Genomic DNA, 21,588 nt, shown 5'->3' with positions numbered 1-21,588 from the left:
GCTACGGCATCACGCTCGCTCGATATGGACATGTCCACGCCGGAAAAAGCCTGGTAGGTAGTATATTTCAATCTTGAGATCCACATAATCAGCGACTCGGCGACGTTCTCCGCGGCCTCGCGCCAGATGTTGCAGCGCAAGAACATCGCCTCTCCGTCACGCCACTGATTGGTGTTGCGGTCGAACACCCGCGGGGTCGACGCGACCGTGAAGTGCGCTACTGCATCACCAGCGGGTATGAAAGTCAGCTCGACATCGGAGGTCAGATTCCCGATGACAGTGATGACTGTGTCACCAGCCATGACGAACTCCTTCGTACAAGTAGAGGGGTGGGTAGGACTGATCGACAAGCGCTGGCGCGGGTACGCGAGCGTTCCTCAGCGATGTCGGATCGGATTGGTCCGGAGGTGGATTCGCGCTCTGACGGCGCCAGGCCGGATGGCTCGGATGCGCGGGCGTCTCGACAAGACACCAACATGTGCTCCCGTCCATGAAGTGCTGTGAACTCGAGGAGCAGTCACCGGATCCGTGTGTCCGGCGCGACCCGGCCCGCAACAGCGACCCGGACGGCAGATGAGATGAGCCGGGGTTCGGGCACGCGACAGCCCAACGGCGCGACAGCAGCGGCGCTATCGTGAGCGGGGCGGTCCGAGTCGTCCCCTTCGATCCGGACCGCCCCACCGATCACGCCGCCGGCGCGAGCTGCTCGTCCACCGAGACGTCGTGCTCGCCGACGGTGCCCTCCTCACCGGTCACGACCTCAGTCCGATCCTGATCGAGAGGGATGGTGCGGTAGTCGAGATCGCCAGCGGCAGCGAGCTCGACGTCGACGAGCCGGAACTGCTCAGTCTGATCGCTGCCGCGCCCACGACCGGCCAGGTGTTCACCGACCGCGGCGAGGAAATGCAGGTAGGCGGCGACGGTGTTGCCCTGCCAGGCGTGGGTGCGCCAGCAGTCCTTGTCGAGGGTTGATTCGTGGGCGGCGAGTACGAGCCCGAGGGTGATGACCCACGCCCTGCCTGCCACGGCTGATGCTGCGGTGTCGGTGAGACCGGTGCTGGTGTCGGCGTTGAACAGCGTCAAGGCCAGTGTTCGGGCGCGGGTTCCGCCGAGCAGGGTGGTGTCGCGCGCCAGTGAGGTCGCGACGAGCTCGGCGCTGCCCGGCGGTGGAGTCCGCAACGCCAGTACCCGGGTCAGGAACTCCAGCCGCCGCGTCTTCGCGGCGGCGCCGCGTTTGTTCAGCTCGATCACCCGGCGCCGCTCCTCACGTTTACGGGCGCTCTCGGCTGCCGCGTGTTCGGCCGCGACCCGGGCACGATCGCCGCCGCCGTCGTCGTCATCGGGGCGGTCATCGCTGGTTTCGAGGTCTCGCCGGTGCAGCTTTGCGGTGTCGAGCTGGTCGACGGGCAGGTAGTAGCTGGGCATCCACATGTCCCGGTACACCAGACCGGTGACGCTGCGCAGCCCGTCAGCGGGTTCGATGCCCGGGTGGTCGGCGTCGAAATCGACGGTGTCGGGGTCGATGACCTCCCCGGTGTCGGGGTCGACGAGTTCGGCGTCCTCGACCAGATCCATCGCCACCGCCCACCGCCGCGGGTCGGCATCGATCATCTCGACACTGACCGGTCCGGCGGCGGCATCGACGAGGTCGTCGACGGGGACATAGGTGTCGTGGTCGACATCGACGGAGTCCACCTCGAGGATCGGATGCCCGGCCGCCGCGAAGGGCAGGGCCGCCGTGAGACGGTCGCGGCGTCGGGCGCGGTCGGCGGCGATCAGCTCGGCTTCGTAGTCGAAGTTCCACCGCACCGACGACAGCTTCTCCACCGCGGCGTGATCGCCGAGCTGTTCGTATCCGGCGATCACGGTGAGCTGGTCGAGACTGAACTGACTGGTGTCCAACAGGTTCCGCGCGGTGCTCGATCGACCGATCTTTCCGGCCTTGCGAACCCGCGCGGTGTCGGTTTGCAAGCCCTCGGCAATGCGGGTGGCGGTGGCACCGAGGTCGAGCATGTAGGCGACCCCGGCCGCGCGCGCGGAATCGGTCAACTCGATGCGCCGGTCGTTGAGGTTGATCTGATCCAACGCCCGCTCGATCAACCGTTCCGGATCATCGATCGACCGGTCGGTGGCCTCGATGTAGACGGGGACCTTCGCAAGACCGAGGGTGCGGGCGATCAAGGCGCGGACCTGGCCGTCGATGACCACGACGTGTCCGTCGGGGCCGCGCTGGGCCAGGATCGGATCGCGCACCCCGAACCGGCGGATCGACTCGACCTCTTTCGGGTGGGCGTCGAGATCGATCTGGTCTTCGGGACGCACGTTGTGGCCTATCACCAGATCAGCCGGGTCCATGCTGACGGCCTCGGCGGCCGCAGGCAGCGGCGCGAGCACGGCGATGGGTTGGTCGGTGCCGGGCGTGGGATCCTGTTCCAGGTCAGCCGAAGCGTCGGGCTCGATGGTGGTCGTGGACACGGAAACTCCTTGCGGTAGAAGACGACAACGGCGCGACCACCAGCTGGAGCCGGGGGTGCGCGTGAAATGAACGGGGTCAGCTGGTGGTGCGGGAGCGGCGGGCGACGTTGAGCGAGTACAGCTGCAGCGCCCCGGTCTCGTCGGGGCGGTAGGTCCAGTACCGGCCTCGCCAACCTCGGAACTGCTCGCGCCAGGCCTCGGTCACCGGGTTGTCGGCGAGTGCGGTGACGGGTCCGGCGGTGCCGAGGTGCTCGCGTCCGGCGAACTCGGTCCGTGAGATCGACTCCACGGCGGTGGCATCGATCGCGGGTGTTGTGCTCATTCGGGGCTCCTGTCGGTCGGGGGGTGATCGGGTCGTGTGCGCGGTGCGGTGGCCGACGACCACCCGGTTGAGGGTTACGCTGGATGTTTGCTGGTGCCGTGGTGTGGAAGGGGCGTGGTGATGGCGAGGAGCCGGTGAGTGGGTTGCCGCGGTACGCGCCGATGCTGACCGCGGCGGGTGCTCTGCCGGTGGACGACGGGCGATGGGCCTTCAAGCTCAAGCACGGCGGGATCCTTCACTGAACTTGGCAAGCTGACCGCGCGATGGAAGGCCGGGGGATGCCGCGGGGGTAGGGGGAAATCAGTCGAATTCCGTCGGAGCCTGGTGGTGCAATGGTCGCCATGGCAAAGCTCGACGACGCGTGGCTCAAGACGGTGGATCGCTTCGGCAAGGTCGGATCCCGGCACCACGTGATCCCGAGGTTGGTGTTGAAGCGGTGGGCCGACTCGAACGACCAGGTTTGGGTGAAGTCCAAGCACGACCGCCAGGAGGGCATCCGCGGCATTCGCGATCTCGCGATCAAGGACTTCTACACCTTCCTCGCGACCGATGGACAGCTCGACGCCACCTTCGAGGAAGTCCTGACCGTGGTCGAAGACCGCGCCGCGACGGTGCTGACACGGATCAACAGCCCGTTCGTCGCCGACATCGTCCTGAGCCCTCAGGAGTACGCGCACCTGGCGCAGTTCGTCGCGTTCCAGATCGTGCGCAGCCCTCGGCGCCGACGTGAGTACGAGCTGATGGTCGACTGGTATGCCAAGACCTACGCCGCTGGGTCGATGCCGGGCAGGATCTCCGAGGACGATCTGCGCACCCTCGAGTTCCTGCCACATCAGAACGAGCACCTCGAACAACTCGGGGTGAAGGCTGACGCGCTGACGGAGGTGCTGATGACGCGCCCCGTCGCACTGGTGAGCATCGACCGCCCGCTGTTCTGGGCCGGAGACGAAATGGTCATCCTCAACACTGCCGGTGACCCCGTTCACCACCAGCCGGACTGCGCGATGACCGACGAGGAGTTCCAGCGAAAGCTCGAGCGCGCGCGGGGCAAGAAACGTCGTCAGCGCGGACGCGAAGTACGCAGGCTGCTGCACATCTACACGACCCAGCCCCGCGACATCGAGGCCGCGCTGGAAATCGTGATGCCGATCAGCCCTCGCACCATCCTGTTGTTCGGACCGGCGACGCAGGACTGGCGCGGGGCGGTGGACCGGGACCGGTTGCAGGGCGAAGACGCTGATCGCTTGGCCGCGTGGGTCAACGACAACATCACCCGCTACTCCCTGGATGTGATCGTCGGCCGCCGCGACGACCCGCTGTTCCGAAGCTTCCCGATCCCCGACCGCGCATCGCTGCTGGCAGTCTGCGGGCCCGCCGGCGCAGCGCGGGACGCGGTGATGTCGGTTCCGAAACGCCTGCGGCCACGGCGCCTAGACCGCCGTACCGATCTGGACCCGATCGAGTAGCCGCGCGGGCACCCCGGGCACCGTGGACCCGAAGGCGAAGAACCACAGCGCCTTCCGTTGGCTGCCCGGGGCCCGGCGGCGAAATCTCCGGGCCCGGGGCTGGTCGGTTTATCTGCGGTGGCGGGCGGTTTCGAGTTGGTCGCGGGCGAAGGTAGTGCCGTGGGGCCAGTCTGTGGTGAGCAGCTCCAGGAGGCCAGGGCTGTCGCTGTCGTAGCGGGTGGTGGCTGGTGCGGTGACGTCGTCGAGCAGGGAGGCGGTGAGCCGGGCCAGGGAGTTGGTGCCGCTGCCTGGGTAGCCCCAGTTGATTCCGGGGGCGTCGCGGCGTGGGGCCAGGTGGATGGTTCCGTCGGCGAGTCGGATCCAGATCGGCTTGTCGAGTGTGAGTGCGGCCAGAGCGCTGGTTGTGGGTAGCCGATGCGGGACCGCGGCGACGATCTGTCCGGAGGACAGGCGTACTGCGGGCGCGTCGGTGGCGGGATCGGTTAGGTAGTCGGTGACCGTGTCGTCGCTGTGGGTGAGGTGCCCGAAGAGGATCTCGAAACCTGCTGAGACAGTGCAGGGTTGCAGGCGGGCGGCCCATTCGGCGCCGAGTCCCTGGCTGGGGTCGATGCGTTCGGCGGCGGTGTAGGGGAATCCGTCGTTGTGTCCGGAGGCCAGGACCGCGCGCATCGCGTTGCGGGCGAGGGTGTCGGTGCGCGCGGCGATATTGAGCCACCCGTCGCGCAGTACGACCTCGTCGAGGTCGGCGGGTTCGGTGACGGCCGGGCTGGTCGCGGCGAGTTCGGTCCAGTGCGCCATATCTAGTTCGGTGGTGATGATCTTGATCGTCTGCGCGACATCGCGCCCGGCGCGGTAGCGGGCGTCGGCGGCGAGGTGTGTTAGGACGGCGTGGGCGGTGGTATCGGCGGGCAGGGTGGCCGCCAGCTGTAGTAGGGGCGTCGGGTCGGGTGTGACCAGGGAACTGGCGATCTCGACCGGTTCGTCGCCTGGGCGCCAGCGGCTCATAGCCGCGGCGTCGCGCAGTCCGTAGGGCCAGTACGGTGCCCGACCGCCCAGGACCAGTGCGAGTTCGGGCCAGACCGGCCCGTCGGCGTCGAGGTGTTCACCGCGCTGGTCCAGGACCCACAGCGACGGCCCGCGCAGCCCGAAGTCGTGACGAACCTTGACCACCCGCGGCACCGGGGGCGTGACTTTCGCCGCTTCGCCTCCGGCCCACCCGGATTCGTAGGCAGGCGCGGTCGGCCACAGCAACCGCAGGATGATCCCGTGCACGGTCCAGTCCTGGATCACCCCGCCCTCGATCGCCTGTGTGCGGGACAGGATCGCTTCCCCGCGCGGCCAATACCGCAGCGGCACAGTGGCAGCTGCCTGCGGGTTCTGGGTTGCGAGCCACTCCCACACCTGATCGGCCGGCCAACGCGTAACGCCGGTGGCGTCGGCCTCGCCTGCGGGGAACCCCGGTGCGCGCAACCAGCGCCGCTCGGCACCGAACACCTTCTGCAGCTCATCGCGGTTCAGTCTGTCGATCTCCCACATGGGGCACCCCTCTTTGTCGACGCGCCGAAAAACCTCTCCGGCAAGGCAATCCGATTGATCAAGCCTGACACAGGATTAGAGCAGTAGGCTCCGACACGATCGGCTGTGGCGTGTGCGATGGTCCGGTGGGATCAATCGGAGTCCGGTGGGAAGGCCCGCTCGAGGAACTGGTCATACGCCTCATCGGGCAAGGCGCCGTCGAGGGCGAGTGCTACAGCTAGGGTGTAGGTGGTTCTGGAGCGGGGGAGACCGAGTTCGCGCTCGAACGCATGTGGCGCCAGCGCAACGAGTTCGTCGACCACGGCGCAGGCCTGCCGGCGTCCTCGGGTGGTGAGCGGGCGGGTGTCGTCGGGGCCGATGACGGGCTCGGCGTGGCGGAGCAGGATCAGCGTGGAGCGCACGGCGGCCGTCGTGTCGGACGCATCGGCGTCGTCGCGTGCGTCCAGTGCTGGTGGGCCGGTCCGGAGTTGTCGTGCCAGCGTGCCCGCAGTAGTGCGAGTCCGCGCTCGACCGCGATCATGCGGGCCTGAACGCCGGGGTCGTTCGGGTCGTAGCCCGCTTCGATCAGCGCGGCCCGGTCTTCGGGTGTCATGCCAGTTTGGACGGCGCTGCTTCGTTGCAGGTTCCCGGCAAATCGGACGACTTCACCCTGGTCCAGGTCTCGGCATCGAAATCACCCCTCCAGGATCGAGGAGCGCCGACATCCGGTTGCCGGTGCCGGGCGCCTGCGGGTTGACCTATCGCCCTACACGGCTGCCGGCTGCGGATTCCGCGCCGACCGGCCTGGACGCCGCAGCCGGGGTTGTGATCAGGTGGCGTTGCCGATACGTGTTGTCGGCTCCGCGCACTATCGTCATCATGCAGCAGCCCACCACCGCGTCAGTCCGACCGCCGGTATCCGTTCAGCCGTTGGGCGACGGCTTTCCGACTATGGTGCGTGCACCATGACGATCCGGCGGGAGTGGAACCGATGAGTGACGACGACTATCCGATCTACTTCGACGCGCCCTCGATCGGCGAGGACTACCAGGTACTGCCCGATGGTCGGGTTCCGTTGTGGGTGATGCTCACCGTCGGCGACGACGCGCACTGCGTCACGCCGTGGCACACGGCCACGGCTCCGCTGGTCCTGTCGGCTGCGGTGATGGGCCGTGACTGCGACATCCCGGCGGGAGAGGTCATCGACCGCGAGTTCACTGCAGCGGGCGGGCAAGACGAGCCGTTGCACGACTTCCGGCTCGTGCACGACCCCCGGTTGTAAGTCGAGCAGGGCCAGGGCTGCAGTCGTCCGGCCGATGGCCGCAGGTCGGTCATGACGAGGACGGGTGTTCGGGGTCGCGGTGAGCGCGGTCGACTCGCCAGGGGTGCACGGTCGAAGCGGATCGCGGCCGCAGTGGACGTCGCAGGCGTGGATACCTGCGGGTATCGGATTCGGCGTAATCACGCAGTACCTGGGTCAACCGCACCGCGACCGCATCGAGGTGATCCGGGTCCACCGCGATGCCGAACGCGGCACAGGCCTCGAGCTGGCGACGGACGGTGGCGAGCGCTACAGCCTTCCGTGCGGGGCGAGGCGTCTCGGGCATGACCCGAACTCTACCCGTTATCGAACATACATTCGAGACCTGTAAGTTCGGCGGCGTGTTCGAGAAGTGGCCGGTGCAGTTCACGCCAGAACCGTGGCGAGTCGTCGACCCGCCGCAGAAGGTGCTCGTCGCCGCCCACCTGGCCATCGCCACCAAACCGAAGTACTTCCGCCAGGACCAGCTGGCCATGCGGGTGAAACTCGGCGGCCTGCGTCTGGCCGACAACGTCCCCGGCTGGCTCCATGCCTGGGTGCTGCTCGCCGACGGAACCTGGATGGGCCTGGTCACCTTCACCCTGGTCACCGGCAACGGGCACGGTCAACTCCAACTCCACCAATGGTGTCCCGCGCACGCACTGAGCCCGGTCGAGCAGTAGGCGAGACGGCAGGTGCTGCGGACGGCGTCTGTGCTCGCCGGAGATTTCTGCACGGCCGTACCGGTATGGCAGCGTGGACGGCGTGAACAGGATCGAGGTCGAGCAGATCGACGGTGAGCACGCGATGCTCGCGCCGCTGCTGGTCCGCCTCGACGAACTCCACCACCTGCGCGACAGCGTCTTCGCCGCACCATCACGGTTGACCGGGGTCGGTGACCCGGGTGCGGTTCGGCTCCTCGCTCGCCGCGACGGCGCGGCCGAAGGGTTTCTCGCCGGCAACCCGCAGACGGGCCACCTGGCGCTGGTCGGTGTCGTGCGACCGCGGTGCGGTGTCGGGTCTGCGTTGGTGCGCGCGTTCACCCAGCGAGCCTGCGTGGCGGGCGCCGATGAGGTGACGGTGGTCCTTGATACCGACCCGCATGGGCGGTGGGGGCGGCGACAGTTCTTCGAAGCGCTCGGCTTCACCGCGGTCTCGGGAAGCGCGCTGCACTTTCACCACCGGGTGTCGACGGGTGTGCGCACGTATCCCCCCAGAGACCTGCGCCGCACCTGATGCCGAATCTCGCCACTGACCGGCTACCCGACAAGCGCCGATATTCGAGGTCGATTCGGCATCTGTACCGAGCCGCTAGCGATCCAATGATGCGGCGGCCGTACTGAACTCGATGTCGAAGCGGCCGCCGGGATGCACAGTGAAGATCATGATCCCGCCACGGGCGGCGTGGTGGCGAATCATCTCGATCAACGAGATTCCGTCCTGTTGCTCGGTGAGGGAGATGTATTCGGAGAAGTCGTCGCCCCCGACCGCGGTGTAGGAGAAGTCGAAGTACTGCTCGTAGCCGACCGCGTACACGACCTTCGAGGAGCCCTCGGGTTTGGCGGGGTCGGCCAGCAGGCGGGGTACGCCGTTGGACAGCAGGTAGGTGCCCTGGTCCTTGGCCCACACCAACGCCGGTGGGACCGGTTCGGGTTTGTCGCTGTCGTAGTCGGGCCACGAGTGCTCTGTGGCGGCCATCGCGTGCTCGGCGATCACGGCGACCTGACGCAGCGGGAACCACAGTTCGAACGTGCCCATCCGGACCGGCATCGATGAATTCCTCTCTGTTGGCGAATAGTTCAGTCCTCGGCGGTGAGCGCGGCCACCCGTTGCCCGGCATCGGCGCCAAGGTGGGCTCGGCGGTTCTCGACCACGGCCGCGCGCACCCGGCCCACGCGGGCGCGGCTGGGTGCCGACTCGGCGCCTGAGGATCCGTCCGCAAGCTTTTAGGTGGGAAGTGGCTGGGTGGTCAGGACGCGCAGGCCTGGTGCCCGTCGATGCCGAGCTGGGTGAGTTCGAGGGTGAGCGGGGCGTAGTCGGGGCGGGCGCTGACCCAGGTGGCGAAGCTCGACCATTCCCAGCCGTGGTAGCGGGCGATGTCGCGGGATCTGAGGTTGCGGGTGTATTCGACCGAGGCGTGGGCGAAGCCGAGGGCCGCTTGGACCTGTTGGGGTTTCAGCGAGCTGGCGAACACGCGCAGTTCGAAGGTGTCTTCGGGGTAGACGTTGATCGCTTGTTGTCGGCCTAACCCGCGATGGCTGCCGCGGGCGAATTCTCGGCACCGTTGCCGGGCGGCGGGAGTGAACTGGGCCCAGGTGGAGTCGCGGCGGGCCAAGGTGGTGACTTCGGGTTGGTTGCGGTGGATGAATTTCATCCACCGGTAGATGTGGGCGGGGGAGTCGAACCCGTCGCGGGACAGGTGGATGTGGATGCCGACCTCGTCGTCGGTGTGGCAGCCGAGTAGCCGCAGCCGGTTCAGTAGTGACCAGGGGAACTCGCTGATCGCGTAGTGGTAGGTCATGGGGTGGGTGACCAGTTCGAACCCGCAGCTGATCGATCCGTCGTGTTTGAGGTAGGCCAGATCGCCGACGGCGGCCACGGCGGTGTCGACGGCGTCGGTGAAACCTTCTCTGGTGGCGCGGATTTCGAGTTCCAGACCCAGGTAGAGGGGTCCGTCGCCGTGGAAGACGGGGGTGGGCTTGTAGAAGTAGTCGAAGATCGCGGGGTGGTCTGATCGGCAGTCCGAGCACTGGTCGGTGCCGAACGGGACCAGGGTGACGCAGGTGTCGCATTCGCGGTATTCGCTGGCACACATCTCGCACACGTCGATGCCGTCATCGGTGGGGTAGGGACGCGCGGTGCGCGCCAGGCAATCACCGCATCGCAGGTAGTCCTGGGCACAGCTCGGGCAGAGGTCGTGGCCGCTGATGACCTCGACGAGGTCGCGGACCGAACTTCGGCACTGCGGGCACTCGGGCCAGTCGGCCCGGCAATCACCGCAGAGTCCGTCGGTGTCTGGGAGGTCGACGAGGTCGGCTGCCGGGGTCGGCGTGCGGAACTGGCCGCAGGCAGGTTCTGCGAGAACCGGGGTGGGCATGGGAGGTTTCCTTCCGTGAAATGCACTGAGCCCGCACCGCGGTGGGTGCGGGCTCAGTGGCCGGTGAGGAATCAGAAGGCGCGATGCTGGACGATCGGCTGCGCTGGTGGCGGCCAGGAATCGATCCAGGGTCAGTCCACGGCGACAGCGGACCTAGCCGCTTGCGACCATCGAGTTCGGTGGCGGCGTCGTACTCCGTTTCTGCTGGAGAAAGGGTCAGTGCGTGGTAGCGAGTGCGGCCAGCAGTTGTGCGGTGTCGGTGGCCAGGCGGGCGCGGCCGTCGCCGAGCATGGCCGCGCACCCGGCCCACGCAGGCGCGGTCGGTGTCGGGGCGGGCAGCGCGAACACGGGCCGGTCGAGACGGTTGGCCCAGCCGACGGCGTTGAGTGTGCCGCTGCGGATCCCGGCCTCGGGCACCACCATCCCGGTGCTGGCGAGTGCGGCGATGATCCGGTTGCGGTGCAGGAACCGCTCCCGCGCGGGTCGTTCGGACGGCGGGTATTCCGAGACCAGCAGCCCGCGACGGGTGACCTGCTCGAACAGGCCGTGGTTGGCGGCGGGATAGGCGCGGCGCAGTCCGCCGGCGGTGACCACGACTGCGGATCCGTCGGCGGCGAGCGTGGCGTCGAGGGCGGCGGTGTCGATGCCGTAGGCGCCGCCGGTCACGATCGTCCACCCCTTCCCGGCGGCCGCGGTGGTGAAGTCTCGTGTGGCGGTGTCGCCGTGCTCGGTGCAGGCCCGCGCGCCGATGACCGCCACACCGTGTTCTGCGAGGGCGTTGAGGCGTCCGGCGCCGCGTGCCCACAGCGCGACAGGCCCGTGCCGGTTGGTGTCGGGGTCGTCGAGATCGGTGAGCTGGCGCGGCCACTCGGAGTCCTCGCCGGTGATCAGCCTGGCACCGATGCGGTGGGCGTCGGCGAGGTCGGCTTCAGCGCGCACCGACAGGCCGGGAGTGGCGCGAGCGAGGATGTCGGCAGCGCCGTCGGCGCCGTGAGCGGCGAGCAGGACCGCGACCGCGCCGCGTCGGGTGAGGGCGGCGCGGGCCAGGATTGCCCATGCCAACTGCTGGGCGTATTCGGCGGAAAGGGTGGACTCCATGGTCGAGGAAGCCTTTCGAAGGTCTGGACGGCGCTGCAACGCAATGCGGGTCCGGGTCGATGGACGGCTCCTGTTGTGGTTGTCCACAGAGGTATCCACAACATGTGGATATCGTGAGGGCTGGTCACCTCCCGGACCGGCGAGCGGTCGGCCCGAGGGTCCGGCGCTCGACGAGCACGCCGGGCCATCGGCTAGTCGCCGTTCTCAGGTCCTTCGGTGAGGCCGAGGGTTTCCCACAGTTTGCGGGCGGCGATGACTGCTGCGAGCAAGTCCATCGGCTGGGAATCGTCGGAATTCGGTGCCGGGTCGCGGACCTTGCGCAACCGCCGCAACGGCACGCCGCGTAGCGCGATCCCGGTGGCCGCTGGCCCGGATTCGTCGGCCGGGACGGTGAAAACGTCGTAGTCGTCGCGCCGGATCCAGGCCTCGTACCAGGCTTCGGCCGGCTTGCCCTCCCGACCCGGGGTGGTGTCCTCCGGGGGCGCCCAGTACCGGCAGCGGCACAACGGGTCACCGCATCGGTTGATCGGGGCATTGCCGACGGGGTTGTAGCGATCGACATGCCCGGCCAACATCACGCAAGCACGGCGGCTGTACCAGGCGCACTCGGGGTGCAAGCCGGGTTCGACGGCGACGCCGCGTAGGTAGTCCGACGGTCGGATCATCAACACCAGGGTGTCGTCGAGTCCTTCCCCGCACACCTGACATCGCTTGTGGTGCAGGACTTCTGCGAGCCGGTGTGGGTCGATGTTTCCCCACACCGGGCGGGTGCGGTCGCGGTGGGCGAGGGTGATGTAGGGGACTACGAGTCCTGACGAGAGCGGTGCCGTCGCCAGGCGCGCGGGGATCGGAACACGCTCGGCCGCCGGCGGTCGGGATCCGGGGGTTGCGGGCATGGGTGCCTCGAATCTGGTGGTTCGGTGTCGGGTGCGGTGTCCTCGGCGGGACAGCGGTAGGCGACGAGGACGACAGTGACGGTCCGGTCGGGGGCGAAGGGTGTCTGGACTCGGAGGTGGATCAGCGACACCAGGCTGGTGGTGGTCGGGGTGCCGGTGTTCCACGGCTCGTAGAGGTTGTCGTCGGGGTCGGGGATCTGGGCTTGCAGCCAGGCGGTGAGTTCTCCGACGTGGGTGATCACGATGTCCAGCGTTTCCCGGTGTGTGGGTCGTGGTCGTAGACGGGCACCACGGTGGGTGCGCCGAGGGCGTGTGAGGTGATCGAGGTCGGCAGCACGGCTTCCTCGCCGCCGGCGGCCCACCACCCGGGCGCGATCACCCACCGGTCCTCGGCGAGGTGTGCGGGCACCAGCCGCCAACTGATCCCGGTCTTCGCGATACCGAACGGGTCGGCACCCCAGCGGGTTTCGCGTGTGCCGTCAGCTGTGATGGTGTCGATCGCGGTGGCGTGTTCGATGCGCACCAACGCCATCACCGGCAAGTGATCGGCGATGATCTCGGTGTGGGGGAACACCGCGATCGGGGTTCCCGCAGCGGGGGTGTCGGCGAATGCGGCGTGCCAGCCGATGACCAACACCTCACGCGCGGGCCGGGGGATGGGGTGCAGGCGGGCGGTCCAGCGCGACGGCTCAGCCGCCCCGACCACGGTGGTGTTCACAGCAGCCCCTGGTCACCGTTGCTGGGTGCCAGGTACTGCACAGTCTCGATGAACCGCAACGGCACGATCACCTGCTCACCGGCATCAGTGGTCAGGTTGGCGTGGCGGGCGCCGACAGTGTCCACGGTCATCCGAAAATGCAAGTGCCCGCCGCGGGTGCGGACGGTGACGGTCAGGTTGTTGTGGCGGGCCTCGTGGAGTGCGGCCACCACCATCGTCGATTCGGTCGAACCGGTCACCGGGTCAGCGACAGGGCTGACGCCACGCAACTGGTTCAGGGCGGCGCGCACCCTGTGGCGCAAGGGCGGTACGGTCAGCGGATAGGTCATCGAGGGTGTCCTCTCCAAGAGGGCTCCAGACGGAGCACGAAAGACATGGGTGTCAGGCGGTTTCGAGTGCCAGGAGGTCGGAGTAGCGGTCGGCCTCATCGGGGCAGGTGCAGCGGCAGCGCGGGTAGGGATTCAGGCACGCTTCGCAGAAGCCGCAGTACGGGCAGTGCGGGCCGTCGGGGTTGTCGTACTCTGCCCCGCAGTTGTCACAGAACTCGTAGTCGACGAAGGCACCGGCCGGGTATCGGCCCAGCTCGTAGTTGTGATTTGAGTACCACGACCCGTCGCGCCAGTGCCCGCGGTGTTCGTTGAAGATGTAGGCGGGATGTTTGTAGGCGGGGTCGACGGTGAGGATGGCGGCCTTGTCGGTACCCAACCAGAGTTCGAACCGTTCCCGTCCGGCCCAGGAATCCAATGACCCGAACGGGTTCTGCGGCAAGAAGTCCTCGGCCGCGATCCGGGTATCGGAACGGTCGTCACCGGTGAGGGGGTGGACGTGCTCGGGCAGGATCCCGTTGTGGGCCAGCACGCTTCGCTTGTCCCCGCCGATGGCGAAGGGGTGACAGTTGGCGGTGGTGTGGTCACCGTGGGTGGCGAAGCGGGAATGAAACAACGCCGGCCCGTCCGGGAATGATGCTCGGGCGTGGGCGAATTCGGTGATGGTGGTCTCTGGGTCCATGCCGTGGCCGACGATGAGCCGGTCCCCGGCGTGCACAGCCCACCCGTGCCCGTGCGGGTTCGCGACCGCACCGGCGGCGAGAGCATGGAAATCGGGGGCGATGCCGGGTTTGATGACGGTCAAGATGCACATGCGAAGTCCTCCAGGTTCCGGCTGGGCACACCGATTGAGGCCGGTGCCAGCGCGGCGAGTTCAGCGGTCAAAGCGGCGTATTCCGGTCGCGCTGCCACCCAGCTGGTGAAGGTGGCCCAGTCCCAGCCCTGGCCGGCGACGACGTCGTGGGCGCGCAGGGCGCGGGTGTATTCGACGGAGGCATGGGCGAAACCGAGCGCGGCTTGCACCTCGCGGCGATCGAGCGAGCTGGCGAAGACCCGCAGCTCGAAGGTGTGGGCGGGTCGGGCGTTGATGGCGTGATAGCGGCCCCACCCGTGTCCGCCGTGGGCGAGGTGTTTGGCCATGTCGCGGGTGTCGGGGTCGAAGCTGGCCCATTGCGAGTCGCGGCGCCGCGCCAGCGCGGTGACGTGGGTTTCGTTGCGGTAGACGAGTTTGAGCCACCGGTAGATATGGGCAGGGGAGTCGAACCCGGCCCGCGACACATGCACGTGGATGCCGACCTCGTCATCGGTGTGACAACCCAGCAACCGCAGCCGCGTCAACAGCGCCCAGGGGAACTCGCTCATCGCGTAGTCGAAACTCATCGGGTGGGTGACCAGTTCGAACCCGCAACTGATCGACCCGTCGTATTTGAGGTAGCCGACCCCGTCGAGGTGGTTGTTCGCGGTCGCGACCGAGTCCTCATAGCCGTGCACGGTGGTGCGGAGTTCGAGTTCCATGCCCAGAAACAGCGGCCCGTGCCCGTGAAAGACCGGGCGCGGGCTGTAGTCGGAGTCGTGGACACGGGAATCGTCGGGCCGGGCGCAGTCGTCGCAGTAGTACTCACGTCCCCGGACGAGGGTGCGGCACCTGTGGCATCGGGTGTAGTCGTCGCGGCAGTCCTCGCACACCGCCCGATCACCGTCGACGGTGTAGGAGTCGGCGGTGCGCAGATCGCAGTCGTCGCAGGCGGTGTAGGACTCGGCACACGATTCGCACACGTCACCGCCGGAGAGGACCGCCACGACGTAGGGCGCGTAGCGCTCGCAGTCCTCACACACGGTGCAGGGGGCTCGGCAACCAGCACACCAGTAGTCGTCCGCAGTGGTCAGTGCGGTATCGCGGGCGGGGAAATCACACCTCTCACACAGGTCGAGGCCAGCGACACAGTCCGAGCAGAGTTGTTGGTTCTCGGCCGTCTCGACCAAGTCCGCGGCAGGGTGTCGGGCTGAACAGGCATCGCATTCGGCGAGGACGACCAGGACAGCGGTGGGCATGGAATTCCTTCCCTGGAAACGACGAAAGCCCGCACGACGGGTGCAGGCTCAGGGGAAAAGCGTTGGTGACTTGCGGTGCGACCGACGCGTCAGGGACTCGGGGCGGTCGGTGGTTTCACCGCCGACAACGGCAGGGGTCGGTTGAGAGCGCGGTGGCGCGGGCTGCGGGTGCGCGGTCGGCGGCATTCGCAGTGCGGGAACCGGTTCTCGCAGGCGAAGCACCACCCGCACGTGGTGCAGTAGCGGCTGACCCGGTTCTCGTCGACGGTCTCACAGCTACGGCATGCCAATCGGCGTTGCGTGGCGTACCGCTGCGACCAGGGCAGGTAGCTGCGGTTGGAGTACCAGATCCCGCTGTCCCACAAGCCTTTCGACTCGTTGAGCAGATACACCTGCTGGTCGAAGGCGGGGTCGACAGTGAGGATCAGCAACTTGGATGACCCCAGCCAGGACTCGAGTCCCCGAAACCCCTTGTGGGTGTCGATCGACCCGAACGGCTGGCGTGGGAGGTAGTCCTCGGCGGCGATGCGGGTGTCCGATCGCCAGTCATACGGGCCCGGATGCACACGTTTGGGCAGGACACCGTTGTGCGCCAACACGGTTCGTTTGTCACCACCGAGGCGGAAGGGGTGACAGTTGTCGACGGTGCGGATGCCGTGGGTTGCGTAGCGGGAATGAAACAACGCCGGACCCCGCGGATGCTGGGCACGAACCCGGGCGAACAGGTCGATCACTTCCTCGGCGTTCATGCCGTGCCCGGTCACAATCACGGGGCCGGCGATAACAGCGAACCCATGCCCGTGCGGATTCGCCTCGGCGCCATGCCGCAACGCGGTCGGGTCCGGTGCGACGGAGGCGGGGATGAAGGTCAAGAGGCACACAGCACGCCCTCCTGTTCATCGATCAGGTCGGCAAGGTGGGCCAGTTCGACCACCAAGGGCGCGTATTCGAGGCGGCGCGACAGCCAGTCGGTGAACTGGTCCCAGTCCCAGCCGCCTGCGTGGATCTGGGCGACGGTGAGGTCGGCGGTGTAGGCGATGGAGGCCTCGGTGAACGCCAACGCCGCCTGCACCTGGCCGGGGTCGAGCGCGCTGGCGAAGACCCGCAGCTCGAGGGTGTCGCGGGGGTGGGGGTTGATCGCCTGGTACCGGGGCAACCCGACCGCGTGGCGGGCGCCTTTGGCCAGGTCTTTGGCACGCGAGCGAGTGTCGGGCTCGAACGGGGCGTAGCGGCTGGTGCGTCGCGCCAACCGCGAGACCTGGTCGGAGTTGCGGTAGACCAGCTTCATCCACCGGAAAATGTGTGCGGGCCCGGTGAACCCTGCCCTAGAGGCGTGCACGTGCAAACCAACACCGGCACCGGTCTCACAGCCCAACCGGGCGAGCTGGTGCAGGACCTGCCACGGGAATTCGGTGAGGGCGTACTGGTAGGTCATCGGGTGGCACACGATCTCGAAACCCATGGGGCGGATCGAGGAATCACGTTTGAGATAGCCGAGCGATCCGAGTGTGTCGGTGGCGGTCGCGATCGCATCGTCGAAACAGTCTTCGGGTACAACGACTTCCAGTTCCAGCCCGAGGAACAACGGGCCGGTGCCGTGGAAGATCGGGTCGGGACGGTAGGTGTAGTTCCACAACGTGTGCCGGTCAGCGCACCGATCACACCCGCGCCGCCCCGCCAGCAACGTGCCGCAGTCCGGACACGCGCACAGCTCCTGAGCGCACGTAGGGCAGGTGCGGTGGTTGCCGACGACGTAGCGGCTGTGGCGGGTGAACCGTTCGCACCGGAAGCACTGATCGAACAACTGGTGCGCGCAGATCCCGCAGACGAAACCGCCGGTGTCGGTGCGCAGACCGGTGAAGGTCACCTCCGCACACGACACGCACGCGTTCAATCCGGTCGCACAGTCCGAACACAGGCGCCGCCCGGCGGCGGTGTCGGTGAGGGCGAGCGAACGCACGCCGCAGCGGTAACACTGGGCGCAGGTTCGGGCGCATGCGTGGCAGACGATCCCGGCGTCGACCGGGACACGTACACCGGGTTCGCGGGATCGGCAGACCCCGCACGGATCGGGCAGATCGAGATCGGGCACAGCAAACCCCTTCCGAAAGACGACGAACGCCGCACCCGAAAACCGGATGCGGCGTGAAAGACAGGACGAAAAACGTGACCCAGGACAGGGACAGGTCAGGCGGCGCGCGCAGTTGCCAGGCGGCAGTCGACCGGTTCGCCGAGATGGCGGCCCTCGCAGGAAACCAGCGTCAGCACACGGGAGGGCTGGGCGAGCTGGCGCCGGGCGATCGCCTCGAACTCATCGATCCGGCTAGCGTTGATGGCTTCGTGGTGCTCGCCCAGATCCCCGCCCAGACCATCGACGGTGGGCAGTCCGGCCTGACGCCACATCCGCACGTACAGGCCGAACGCGGTGGTGTTCAACGGAGTCACCAAGCTCGCGCGCATCAGCGACAACACGACCTCGACCGAGGTCCCCGGCTTTGTCGACACACCGGTCGCGACCCGCTCGAGCAGCTCCCGGGCATGCGCCCGGTAGACGAACTCGGTGGACATCCGATCTTCGGTCGCGCTCAACAGCGAAAAGCTGTGGTGCAACACGTCAGCGACATCAGGGTGGCGGGTTTGGGCTCGCTGGATCTCCTCCTCGGCCCACTCCAGCTGCCTGAACGTTGCAAGGAGGGTCTTGGTGAACTCCGATCCGGCTAGCTCGCGGAGGATCGGTTCGAACATGGTGTGCGAGGTGGTCATCGGTCTCCCTACTTCGAGAAACTGTGCGGGTGAGAGGGGCCGGGGGGAACGCGAAGTGGCTCACCCGGTCACCGAGCCGGACCGCAGGGCAGGACGCGTCGCGGGGCACAGCGAGCGGCAAGCGGATACGTAAGGGCTGGTGAAAGAACCTGTAGCGCCAGGGTGTTGCCGTCGCGATGCTGGCGAGGGCCCGAGTTGGCGGCGTAGGCTGGCAGGCGGAAGAGCCGCTGGTCGGGCCACTCTCAGGAGATCGAGATGCCTGCTGGCAGACAACGACGATCCAAGCGCGACCCCGAATCGAGTCGCCGTTTGGACGAAGTCCAGAAATTGATGAAAGCTCGGCGTGAGGCAGCCACGCGCCGCGAGTCCGAGATGATGGACGCAGTCCAGATCTATCTACGTGCGGCAGGATCGATCCGACAGTGCACCGCGATACGCGACCAGCGCGTCAGCGAGTTGCGCAAGAGGATCGAGCAGTTGGAAGGCGAGCACGAGACGGAAGTCACGCGTTGGCGAGCTCAGCAAGCGGGCGCAGTGTCGACGATGCGCGACTTAGGGGAGTCCGATGACGACATCAGTGAACTCCTCGAGTTGACCAACAGACAGGTGCGACAACTGATCGCTGTGGCGCGAGTATCCGTGGCTGCACAGAACGATCCCGATTCGCAGGGACGAACACGTCCCGACCACCACGAACCTGAGCGGCCAGGCATACAGAGGGAATCGAGGGCCGGGCTGAGTGCCGAAGAACAGGCCGGTCAGAGTTTGGCGTAACCGCCGGTGTTCCAGACGTGCCAACGAAACTGGCTGGGAGCGAGGGCGACTCGGTAAGGGATACCGGGTTCTGTCGGGTACGGCCAGTAGGCCACGCCGCATCGGTGGCAGTAGTAGCCGTGGCTCCAAACACCGCGTGCTCGGTGCCGCCCGGCGTCGACCTTGCTGTTGCGGCGTGCACGCTTGAACGCGGTAGTGAAGATCGCGACAACTGGAATGGACAGCAAGATCGGAAACAAGTAGAGGCCCAGCACCGACACCATCATCCGAATCGGATGCGAGGGCAACGGCTCCATCGTCAATCCGACAGTGCTCAGGCCGAACGCGATCAGCGGGAAGAACATCAACACCGAGCCGAGGACCGACAGAGGACCGGCCGACGGGAGAATCGGCTGCCACGCCAGACTTCTCGCCAACGCAGAGCTGTGGCTGAACTCGCTGGTGGAGGTCCCAATGACCGGGACAACTCCGCCCGGTGCGACACCGAACCCGGCATGCACGCCGGTGCTGTAGCCGCTGTGGGTGCCGTCGGACATGACCGCGGGCACGTTCTGAACCCAGTCGACACGATCGCACTGCGGACAGGACATATCGAAGTTCACAGGTCCCCCAAGGACATGGTTTCGCTGGAGAAGAGCACGAGAAGAGTGGTACCTGGCAACGAACCGTGCATCGATCAAACCTTGGACCGCAGCCACTGTCGATGTGGTGTGAACCACATCCGGCAAATGTTCAGCCCCCGTGCGCACGGGTCGAAACAGTGTCTGCCCCACCCAGTCATAGGTAGTGGGCGTGCGCACGGTCGAACGCAGCGTGCGCACACCCTGCCGGGTGGTCGCGCCCTACGTGCGCACGGTTGGACCGGTGTGCGCACGGTCGGCGGGTGGGGCGTTGTCGGCGTGCGCACGGTCGGTGGCAGCACTTGCATGCAGTCGTTCGGCATCTCGCAGGATCCGGCTGACGGCGGACCGGCTGCGTCCGAGTTCACGTGCAATGTGTGCGGCGCTCCAACCATCGAGGTAGCGATGTGACAACACCGCAAAGACGGTCGCACGATCGCGACGCCCGCCGGGGTCTTGGTCGCAGATCGACATCGCCAGCGCCTCCAGGTCGATGTCTGAGCTGATCCGATCGTCGAGTGGTTCCTCGACGGGTTCGCAAGGTTCCGGTGGCGAGGCAGGCAGTGCTGCTCGGACAGTCTCGGTCGGGAGTGGTTCGAGGGCGGGTATCCGTGCTGGCGTCTGGGATGTCGCGTCGATGTCGGTGTTGGGGTGGTGTGCGTGCGCCAGAATTAGCAGGGCCAGCGAACTTTGCGTCATGCTTCCCTCGACGATGAGCGGCCACAGCCACGCTTCGCCAGCGGGCACGCCCGCGGTGATCGCGAGGGCGCGTAGCGCGGTGAACGACAGCCAGAACGCCCCGCCGGCGATCACCACGGTCAGGGCGGTCGCAGCGCGACGCGCAGTGAGGGATACGGTGTCGGCGCGTGCGAGCAGCGCAACACCATGAACGGCTGCCAGCAACGCCAGGGGCGGAATGACCGCGACAGTGGCCGCGAGCAAGGGCAGGGCCGTGGTGTGCAGGACGGCTTGGGTCGCGTTGCCGATCACGCTGACTCCGGCGGCGATACAGAGCTCGGTCCAGAAGAAGACGTGCGCACGTTCGGTGCGCACGTCGTCGGTCGTCGGGGGCTGGTTACAGGCGGATGATGGCGATGTCGGTTGCATAGGCTGATCCCCTTGCTTGGGGGCATTGGTGGTCAGAAGTCGCGGTCAGAGGCATTGCTTCACCCGCGGAGGTCCGACGAGCCGAGACCGTCGAGGCCGTGAGGTTCAACATCGGCACCGCCTATCGGCGAACCTCGGCGTCGATCAAGGCCGAAATCGTGGCCGAGCACGGTGAGGCTGGAACCTCCATGACGAGGCGTGAGGAACCGGCGACGGTGTATCGAACGGTGGAGCAGGTTCTGTTGTGCGTCGCCAACGGCCGCACCCCGGCAGTACACGAAGCCGTCGCGGCACCGCCGATCGAGACGGTCACGCTGGCGAAGCCGCCGCCACGCCGACCACGGTGACGAGCCGAGACGGACCGATACCCGGTCGCCTCGGGTCGTGCCCGTGCGTCGAGGTGCCGGCTCGCCCCGCAGTGGATCGCCGCAGTCTGTGGTGAATTGCGAGGGTGGAGATCGGGTGCGGCCGCGTCGCTGCTGAGGTCACTCGGGCTGGAACTGGAAACCAATACAGGGGATGGCCGCGGCGGGCACGGGAGGATTCTCGACCGATGACGGAGTGCTCCGCGTGATGGGTTCCTGTCGGGAGGGCCGCAGGGCACTCCCCACTTTGTCCCCACTAATTCGGCCGAACACGCCGTTGTCCACCGTTGTCGATAGTTGTCCAGGATTGTCGTCACGATCCTGTTTCACCAGGTCAGAACGATGATCCGATGTCCGATTTGTTGTTTGCCGTTGTCTGTGGTAGTCCGTTCCATCTGCACCGAGAAGGTCAGGGGATCGATTCCCCTTAGCTCCACATATGTGCAGGTCAGACCATATTTTTCGTCTGATTTGCGGGCTATGTGGTCACCAGTAAGTCCCCACTAATTCAAATGGCGAGTGTCCGGCGGGGTTCGAGTTGGGCAGCGTATTTCGAATGGATTCGCGAGCGGTCTGATTCCGCTATCCGGTCACCGCTCGGTTGAGTACATCGGCGGCGGCCTTGTGTGGGCGTCCGCGTGCCATGTAGTGGCGTTGGGTCATCGCGGGGTCGACGTGGCCGAGGACATCGGCA

At 67.0% G+C, this 21,588-nt stretch carries 29 protein-coding genes; 8 read left to right on the top strand and 21 right to left on the bottom strand.

Annotated elements, in window-relative coordinates; translation table 11 throughout:
- The 3 genes from ACWEVR_RS33710 to ACWEVR_RS33700 all read right to left on the bottom strand — a co-directional run.
- Positions 1 to 302 (bottom strand): single-stranded DNA-binding protein (locus ACWEVR_RS33710; protein ID WP_452470167.1); only part of this gene is annotated, 302 nt, incomplete at its 3' end.
- Between the two features lie 382 nt (positions 303 to 684).
- Positions 685 to 2,475: a ParB/RepB/Spo0J family partition protein gene (locus ACWEVR_RS33705; RefSeq protein WP_280303822.1), complete on the bottom strand. Its 1,791-nt coding sequence runs from the start codon at positions 2,473 to 2,475 to the stop codon at positions 685 to 687.
- Positions 2,476 to 2,551: 76 nt separating this feature from the next.
- Complete coding sequence (locus tag ACWEVR_RS33700; protein WP_280303825.1) at positions 2,552 to 2,797, bottom strand: hypothetical protein; 246 nt, start codon at positions 2,795 to 2,797, stop codon at positions 2,552 to 2,554.
- A 341-nt stretch (positions 2,798 to 3,138) separates the two neighbouring features.
- Here ACWEVR_RS33700 and ACWEVR_RS33695 point away from each other — a divergent pair, with 341 nt between their 5' ends.
- Positions 3,139 to 4,263, top strand: coding sequence for a DUF4238 domain-containing protein (locus ACWEVR_RS33695; RefSeq protein ID WP_280303828.1), 1,125 nt, complete (start codon positions 3,139 to 3,141; stop codon positions 4,261 to 4,263).
- Positions 4,264 to 4,371: 108 nt separating this feature from the next.
- Here the strand turns inward: ACWEVR_RS33695 and ACWEVR_RS33690 are convergent, their stop codons facing one another.
- From ACWEVR_RS33690 to ACWEVR_RS33680, 3 genes are all read right to left on the bottom strand, one after another.
- The gene (locus ACWEVR_RS33690; protein WP_280303831.1) at positions 4,372 to 5,799 is read right to left on the bottom strand and encodes a hypothetical protein; all 1,428 of its coding nucleotides are present in this window, start codon (positions 5,797 to 5,799) and stop codon (positions 4,372 to 4,374) included.
- 131 nt (positions 5,800 to 5,930) lie between these two features.
- The gene (locus tag ACWEVR_RS33685; protein WP_280303835.1) at positions 5,931 to 6,200 is read right to left on the bottom strand and encodes a hypothetical protein; all 270 of its coding nucleotides are present in this window, start codon (positions 6,198 to 6,200) and stop codon (positions 5,931 to 5,933) included.
- Positions 6,185 to 6,391 (bottom strand): hypothetical protein, encoded by a 207-nt coding sequence (locus ACWEVR_RS33680; RefSeq protein WP_280303838.1) that lies wholly within the window; start codon positions 6,389 to 6,391, stop codon positions 6,185 to 6,187. The genes ACWEVR_RS33685 and ACWEVR_RS33680 overlap by 16 nt, the downstream gene beginning before the upstream one ends.
- A 378-nt stretch (positions 6,392 to 6,769) precedes the next feature.
- Between ACWEVR_RS33680 and ACWEVR_RS33675 the strand changes: the two genes are divergently transcribed.
- Entirely contained in the window at positions 6,770 to 7,060 is a 291-nt protein-coding gene (locus tag ACWEVR_RS33675; protein WP_195142396.1) for a hypothetical protein, read from the top strand.
- Between the two features lie 49 nt (positions 7,061 to 7,109).
- On the opposite strand, the gene ACWEVR_RS33670 is transcribed toward ACWEVR_RS33675, so the two are convergent.
- The gene (locus ACWEVR_RS33670; protein ID WP_195142395.1) at positions 7,110 to 7,385 is read right to left on the bottom strand and encodes a DUF6374 family protein; all 276 of its coding nucleotides are present in this window, start codon (positions 7,383 to 7,385) and stop codon (positions 7,110 to 7,112) included.
- A gap of 55 nt (positions 7,386 to 7,440) precedes the next feature.
- On the opposite strand from ACWEVR_RS33670, the gene ACWEVR_RS33665 reads away from it, so the two are divergent.
- Together ACWEVR_RS33665 and ACWEVR_RS33660 are read left to right on the top strand one after the other, a co-directional pair.
- Entirely contained in the window at positions 7,441 to 7,761 is a 321-nt protein-coding gene (locus ACWEVR_RS33665; RefSeq protein WP_280303845.1) for a hypothetical protein, read from the top strand.
- An 82-nt stretch (positions 7,762 to 7,843) separates the two neighbouring features.
- Positions 7,844 to 8,314: a GNAT family N-acetyltransferase gene (locus ACWEVR_RS33660; RefSeq protein ID WP_280303847.1), complete on the top strand. Its 471-nt coding sequence runs from the start codon at positions 7,844 to 7,846 to the stop codon at positions 8,312 to 8,314.
- A 75-nt stretch (positions 8,315 to 8,389) separates the two neighbouring features.
- Here the strand turns inward: ACWEVR_RS33660 and ACWEVR_RS33655 are convergent, their stop codons facing one another.
- A complete protein-coding gene (locus tag ACWEVR_RS33655; RefSeq protein WP_280303848.1) occupies positions 8,390 to 8,848 on the bottom strand; it encodes a DUF3085 domain-containing protein in 459 nt (152 codons plus the stop codon).
- 2 nt (positions 8,849 to 8,850) lie between these two features.
- Between ACWEVR_RS33655 and ACWEVR_RS33650 the strand changes: the two genes are divergently transcribed.
- A complete protein-coding gene (locus ACWEVR_RS33650; RefSeq protein WP_316575412.1) occupies positions 8,851 to 9,006 on the top strand; it encodes a hypothetical protein in 156 nt (51 codons plus the stop codon).
- A 41-nt stretch (positions 9,007 to 9,047) separates the two neighbouring features.
- Here the strand turns inward: ACWEVR_RS33650 and ACWEVR_RS33645 are convergent, their stop codons facing one another.
- The 10 genes from ACWEVR_RS33645 to ACWEVR_RS33600 form a co-directional block, all read right to left on the bottom strand.
- Positions 9,048 to 10,175: a hypothetical protein gene (locus ACWEVR_RS33645; RefSeq protein WP_280303852.1), complete on the bottom strand. Its 1,128-nt coding sequence runs from the start codon at positions 10,173 to 10,175 to the stop codon at positions 9,048 to 9,050.
- Between the two features lie 216 nt (positions 10,176 to 10,391).
- The gene (locus ACWEVR_RS33640; protein WP_280303856.1) at positions 10,392 to 11,273 is read right to left on the bottom strand and encodes a DNA-processing protein DprA; all 882 of its coding nucleotides are present in this window, start codon (positions 11,271 to 11,273) and stop codon (positions 10,392 to 10,394) included.
- Positions 11,274 to 11,464: 191 nt separating this feature from the next.
- The gene (locus ACWEVR_RS33635; protein WP_280303859.1) at positions 11,465 to 11,938 is read right to left on the bottom strand and encodes a hypothetical protein; all 474 of its coding nucleotides are present in this window, start codon (positions 11,936 to 11,938) and stop codon (positions 11,465 to 11,467) included.
- 137 nt (positions 11,939 to 12,075) lie between these two features.
- The gene (locus ACWEVR_RS33630; protein WP_019050232.1) at positions 12,076 to 12,411 is read right to left on the bottom strand and encodes a hypothetical protein; all 336 of its coding nucleotides are present in this window, start codon (positions 12,409 to 12,411) and stop codon (positions 12,076 to 12,078) included.
- Complete coding sequence (locus ACWEVR_RS33625) at positions 12,408 to 12,887, bottom strand: hypothetical protein (RefSeq protein WP_019050231.1); 480 nt, start codon at positions 12,885 to 12,887, stop codon at positions 12,408 to 12,410. The genes ACWEVR_RS33630 and ACWEVR_RS33625 overlap by 4 nt, the downstream gene beginning before the upstream one ends.
- Positions 12,884 to 13,216 carry a hypothetical protein gene (locus ACWEVR_RS33620; RefSeq protein ID WP_019050230.1) on the bottom strand — a complete coding sequence of 111 codons (333 nt, stop codon included), beginning with the start codon at positions 13,214 to 13,216 and terminating at the stop codon, positions 12,884 to 12,886. The genes ACWEVR_RS33625 and ACWEVR_RS33620 overlap by 4 nt, the downstream gene beginning before the upstream one ends.
- A 52-nt stretch (positions 13,217 to 13,268) precedes the next feature.
- Positions 13,269 to 14,027: a class II glutamine amidotransferase gene (locus ACWEVR_RS33615; protein WP_019050229.1), complete on the bottom strand. Its 759-nt coding sequence runs from the start codon at positions 14,025 to 14,027 to the stop codon at positions 13,269 to 13,271.
- Entirely contained in the window at positions 14,015 to 15,265 is a 1,251-nt protein-coding gene (locus tag ACWEVR_RS33610) for a hypothetical protein (RefSeq protein ID WP_022566095.1), read from the bottom strand. Before ACWEVR_RS33610 ends, ACWEVR_RS33615 begins: the two co-directional genes overlap by 13 nt.
- 89 nt (positions 15,266 to 15,354) lie before the next feature.
- Positions 15,355 to 16,035 (bottom strand): class II glutamine amidotransferase domain-containing protein, encoded by a 681-nt coding sequence (locus tag ACWEVR_RS33605; protein WP_198041201.1) that lies wholly within the window; start codon positions 16,033 to 16,035, stop codon positions 15,355 to 15,357.
- Between the two features lie 98 nt (positions 16,036 to 16,133).
- Positions 16,134 to 17,225: a hypothetical protein gene (locus tag ACWEVR_RS33600; protein WP_232017250.1), complete on the bottom strand. Its 1,092-nt coding sequence runs from the start codon at positions 17,223 to 17,225 to the stop codon at positions 16,134 to 16,136.
- A 39-nt stretch (positions 17,226 to 17,264) separates the two neighbouring features.
- Between ACWEVR_RS33600 and ACWEVR_RS33595 the strand changes: the two genes are divergently transcribed.
- On the top strand, positions 17,265 to 17,414 hold the full coding sequence (locus ACWEVR_RS33595) for a hypothetical protein (RefSeq protein ID WP_019050224.1): 150 nt from the start codon (positions 17,265 to 17,267) through the stop codon (positions 17,412 to 17,414).
- A gap of 38 nt (positions 17,415 to 17,452) precedes the next feature.
- On the opposite strand, the gene ACWEVR_RS33590 is transcribed toward ACWEVR_RS33595, so the two are convergent.
- Complete coding sequence (locus tag ACWEVR_RS33590; protein ID WP_019050223.1) at positions 17,453 to 18,028, bottom strand: hypothetical protein; 576 nt, start codon at positions 18,026 to 18,028, stop codon at positions 17,453 to 17,455.
- A gap of 309 nt (positions 18,029 to 18,337) precedes the next feature.
- Between ACWEVR_RS33590 and ACWEVR_RS33585 the strand changes: the two genes are divergently transcribed.
- Entirely contained in the window at positions 18,338 to 18,802 is a 465-nt protein-coding gene (locus ACWEVR_RS33585; protein WP_126405862.1) for a hypothetical protein, read from the top strand.
- Here ACWEVR_RS33585 and ACWEVR_RS33580 read toward each other — a convergent pair.
- Positions 18,787 to 19,623 carry a hypothetical protein gene (locus tag ACWEVR_RS33580; RefSeq protein WP_022566099.1) on the bottom strand — a complete coding sequence of 279 codons (837 nt, stop codon included), beginning with the start codon at positions 19,621 to 19,623 and terminating at the stop codon, positions 18,787 to 18,789. The two genes, ACWEVR_RS33585 and ACWEVR_RS33580, sit on opposite strands and share 16 nt — an antisense overlap.
- A 21-nt stretch (positions 19,624 to 19,644) precedes the next feature.
- A complete protein-coding gene (locus tag ACWEVR_RS33575) occupies positions 19,645 to 20,475 on the bottom strand; it encodes a DUF2637 domain-containing protein (protein WP_019050220.1) in 831 nt (276 codons plus the stop codon).
- 152 nt (positions 20,476 to 20,627) lie between these two features.
- On the opposite strand from ACWEVR_RS33575, the gene ACWEVR_RS33570 reads away from it, so the two are divergent.
- Complete coding sequence (locus tag ACWEVR_RS33570) at positions 20,628 to 20,876, top strand: hypothetical protein (RefSeq protein WP_019050219.1); 249 nt, start codon at positions 20,628 to 20,630, stop codon at positions 20,874 to 20,876.
- Positions 20,877 to 21,588: the final 712 nt, after the last annotated feature.

This window comes from Nocardia sp. NPDC003979, from assembly GCF_053605015.1.
Note: the sequence above shows the minus strand (reverse complement) of the source record. Positions and strands in the feature narration are given on the sequence as shown.

What these genes read in the sequence shown, in the direction of transcription:
- ACWEVR_RS33700 (WP_280303825.1), bottom strand. Translation starts at nt 2,797, where the DNA reads ATGAGCACAACACCCGCGATCGATGCCACCGCCGTGGAGTCGATCTCA.
- ACWEVR_RS33695 (WP_280303828.1), top strand. Translation starts at nt 3,139, where the DNA reads ATGGCAAAGCTCGACGACGCGTGGCTCAAGACGGTGGATCGCTTCGGC.
- ACWEVR_RS33690 (WP_280303831.1), bottom strand. Translation starts at nt 5,799, where the DNA reads ATGTGGGAGATCGACAGACTGAACCGCGATGAGCTGCAGAAGGTGTTC.
- ACWEVR_RS33680 (WP_280303838.1), bottom strand. Translation starts at nt 6,391, where the DNA reads ATGACACCCGAAGACCGGGCCGCGCTGATCGAAGCGGGCTACGACCCG.
- ACWEVR_RS33675 (WP_195142396.1), top strand. Translation starts at nt 6,770, where the DNA reads ATGAGTGACGACGACTATCCGATCTACTTCGACGCGCCCTCGATCGGC.
- ACWEVR_RS33670 (WP_195142395.1), bottom strand. Translation starts at nt 7,385, where the DNA reads ATGCCCGAGACGCCTCGCCCCGCACGGAAGGCTGTAGCGCTCGCCACC.
- ACWEVR_RS33655 (WP_280303848.1), bottom strand. Translation starts at nt 8,848, where the DNA reads ATGCCGGTCCGGATGGGCACGTTCGAACTGTGGTTCCCGCTGCGTCAG.
- ACWEVR_RS33650 (WP_316575412.1), top strand. Translation starts at nt 8,851, where the DNA reads ATGAATTCCTCTCTGTTGGCGAATAGTTCAGTCCTCGGCGGTGAGCGC.
- ACWEVR_RS33645 (WP_280303852.1), bottom strand. Translation starts at nt 10,175, where the DNA reads ATGCCCACCCCGGTTCTCGCAGAACCTGCCTGCGGCCAGTTCCGCACG.
- ACWEVR_RS33640 (WP_280303856.1), bottom strand. Translation starts at nt 11,273, where the DNA reads ATGGAGTCCACCCTTTCCGCCGAATACGCCCAGCAGTTGGCATGGGCA.
- ACWEVR_RS33635 (WP_280303859.1), bottom strand. Translation starts at nt 11,938, where the DNA reads ATGATCCGACCGTCGGACTACCTACGCGGCGTCGCCGTCGAACCCGGC.
- ACWEVR_RS33620 (WP_019050230.1), bottom strand. Translation starts at nt 13,216, where the DNA reads ATGACCTATCCGCTGACCGTACCGCCCTTGCGCCACAGGGTGCGCGCC.
- ACWEVR_RS33615 (WP_019050229.1), bottom strand. Translation starts at nt 14,027, where the DNA reads ATGTGCATCTTGACCGTCATCAAACCCGGCATCGCCCCCGATTTCCAT.
- ACWEVR_RS33610 (WP_022566095.1), bottom strand. Translation starts at nt 15,265, where the DNA reads ATGCCCACCGCTGTCCTGGTCGTCCTCGCCGAATGCGATGCCTGTTCA.
- ACWEVR_RS33590 (WP_019050223.1), bottom strand. Translation starts at nt 18,028, where the DNA reads ATGACCACCTCGCACACCATGTTCGAACCGATCCTCCGCGAGCTAGCC.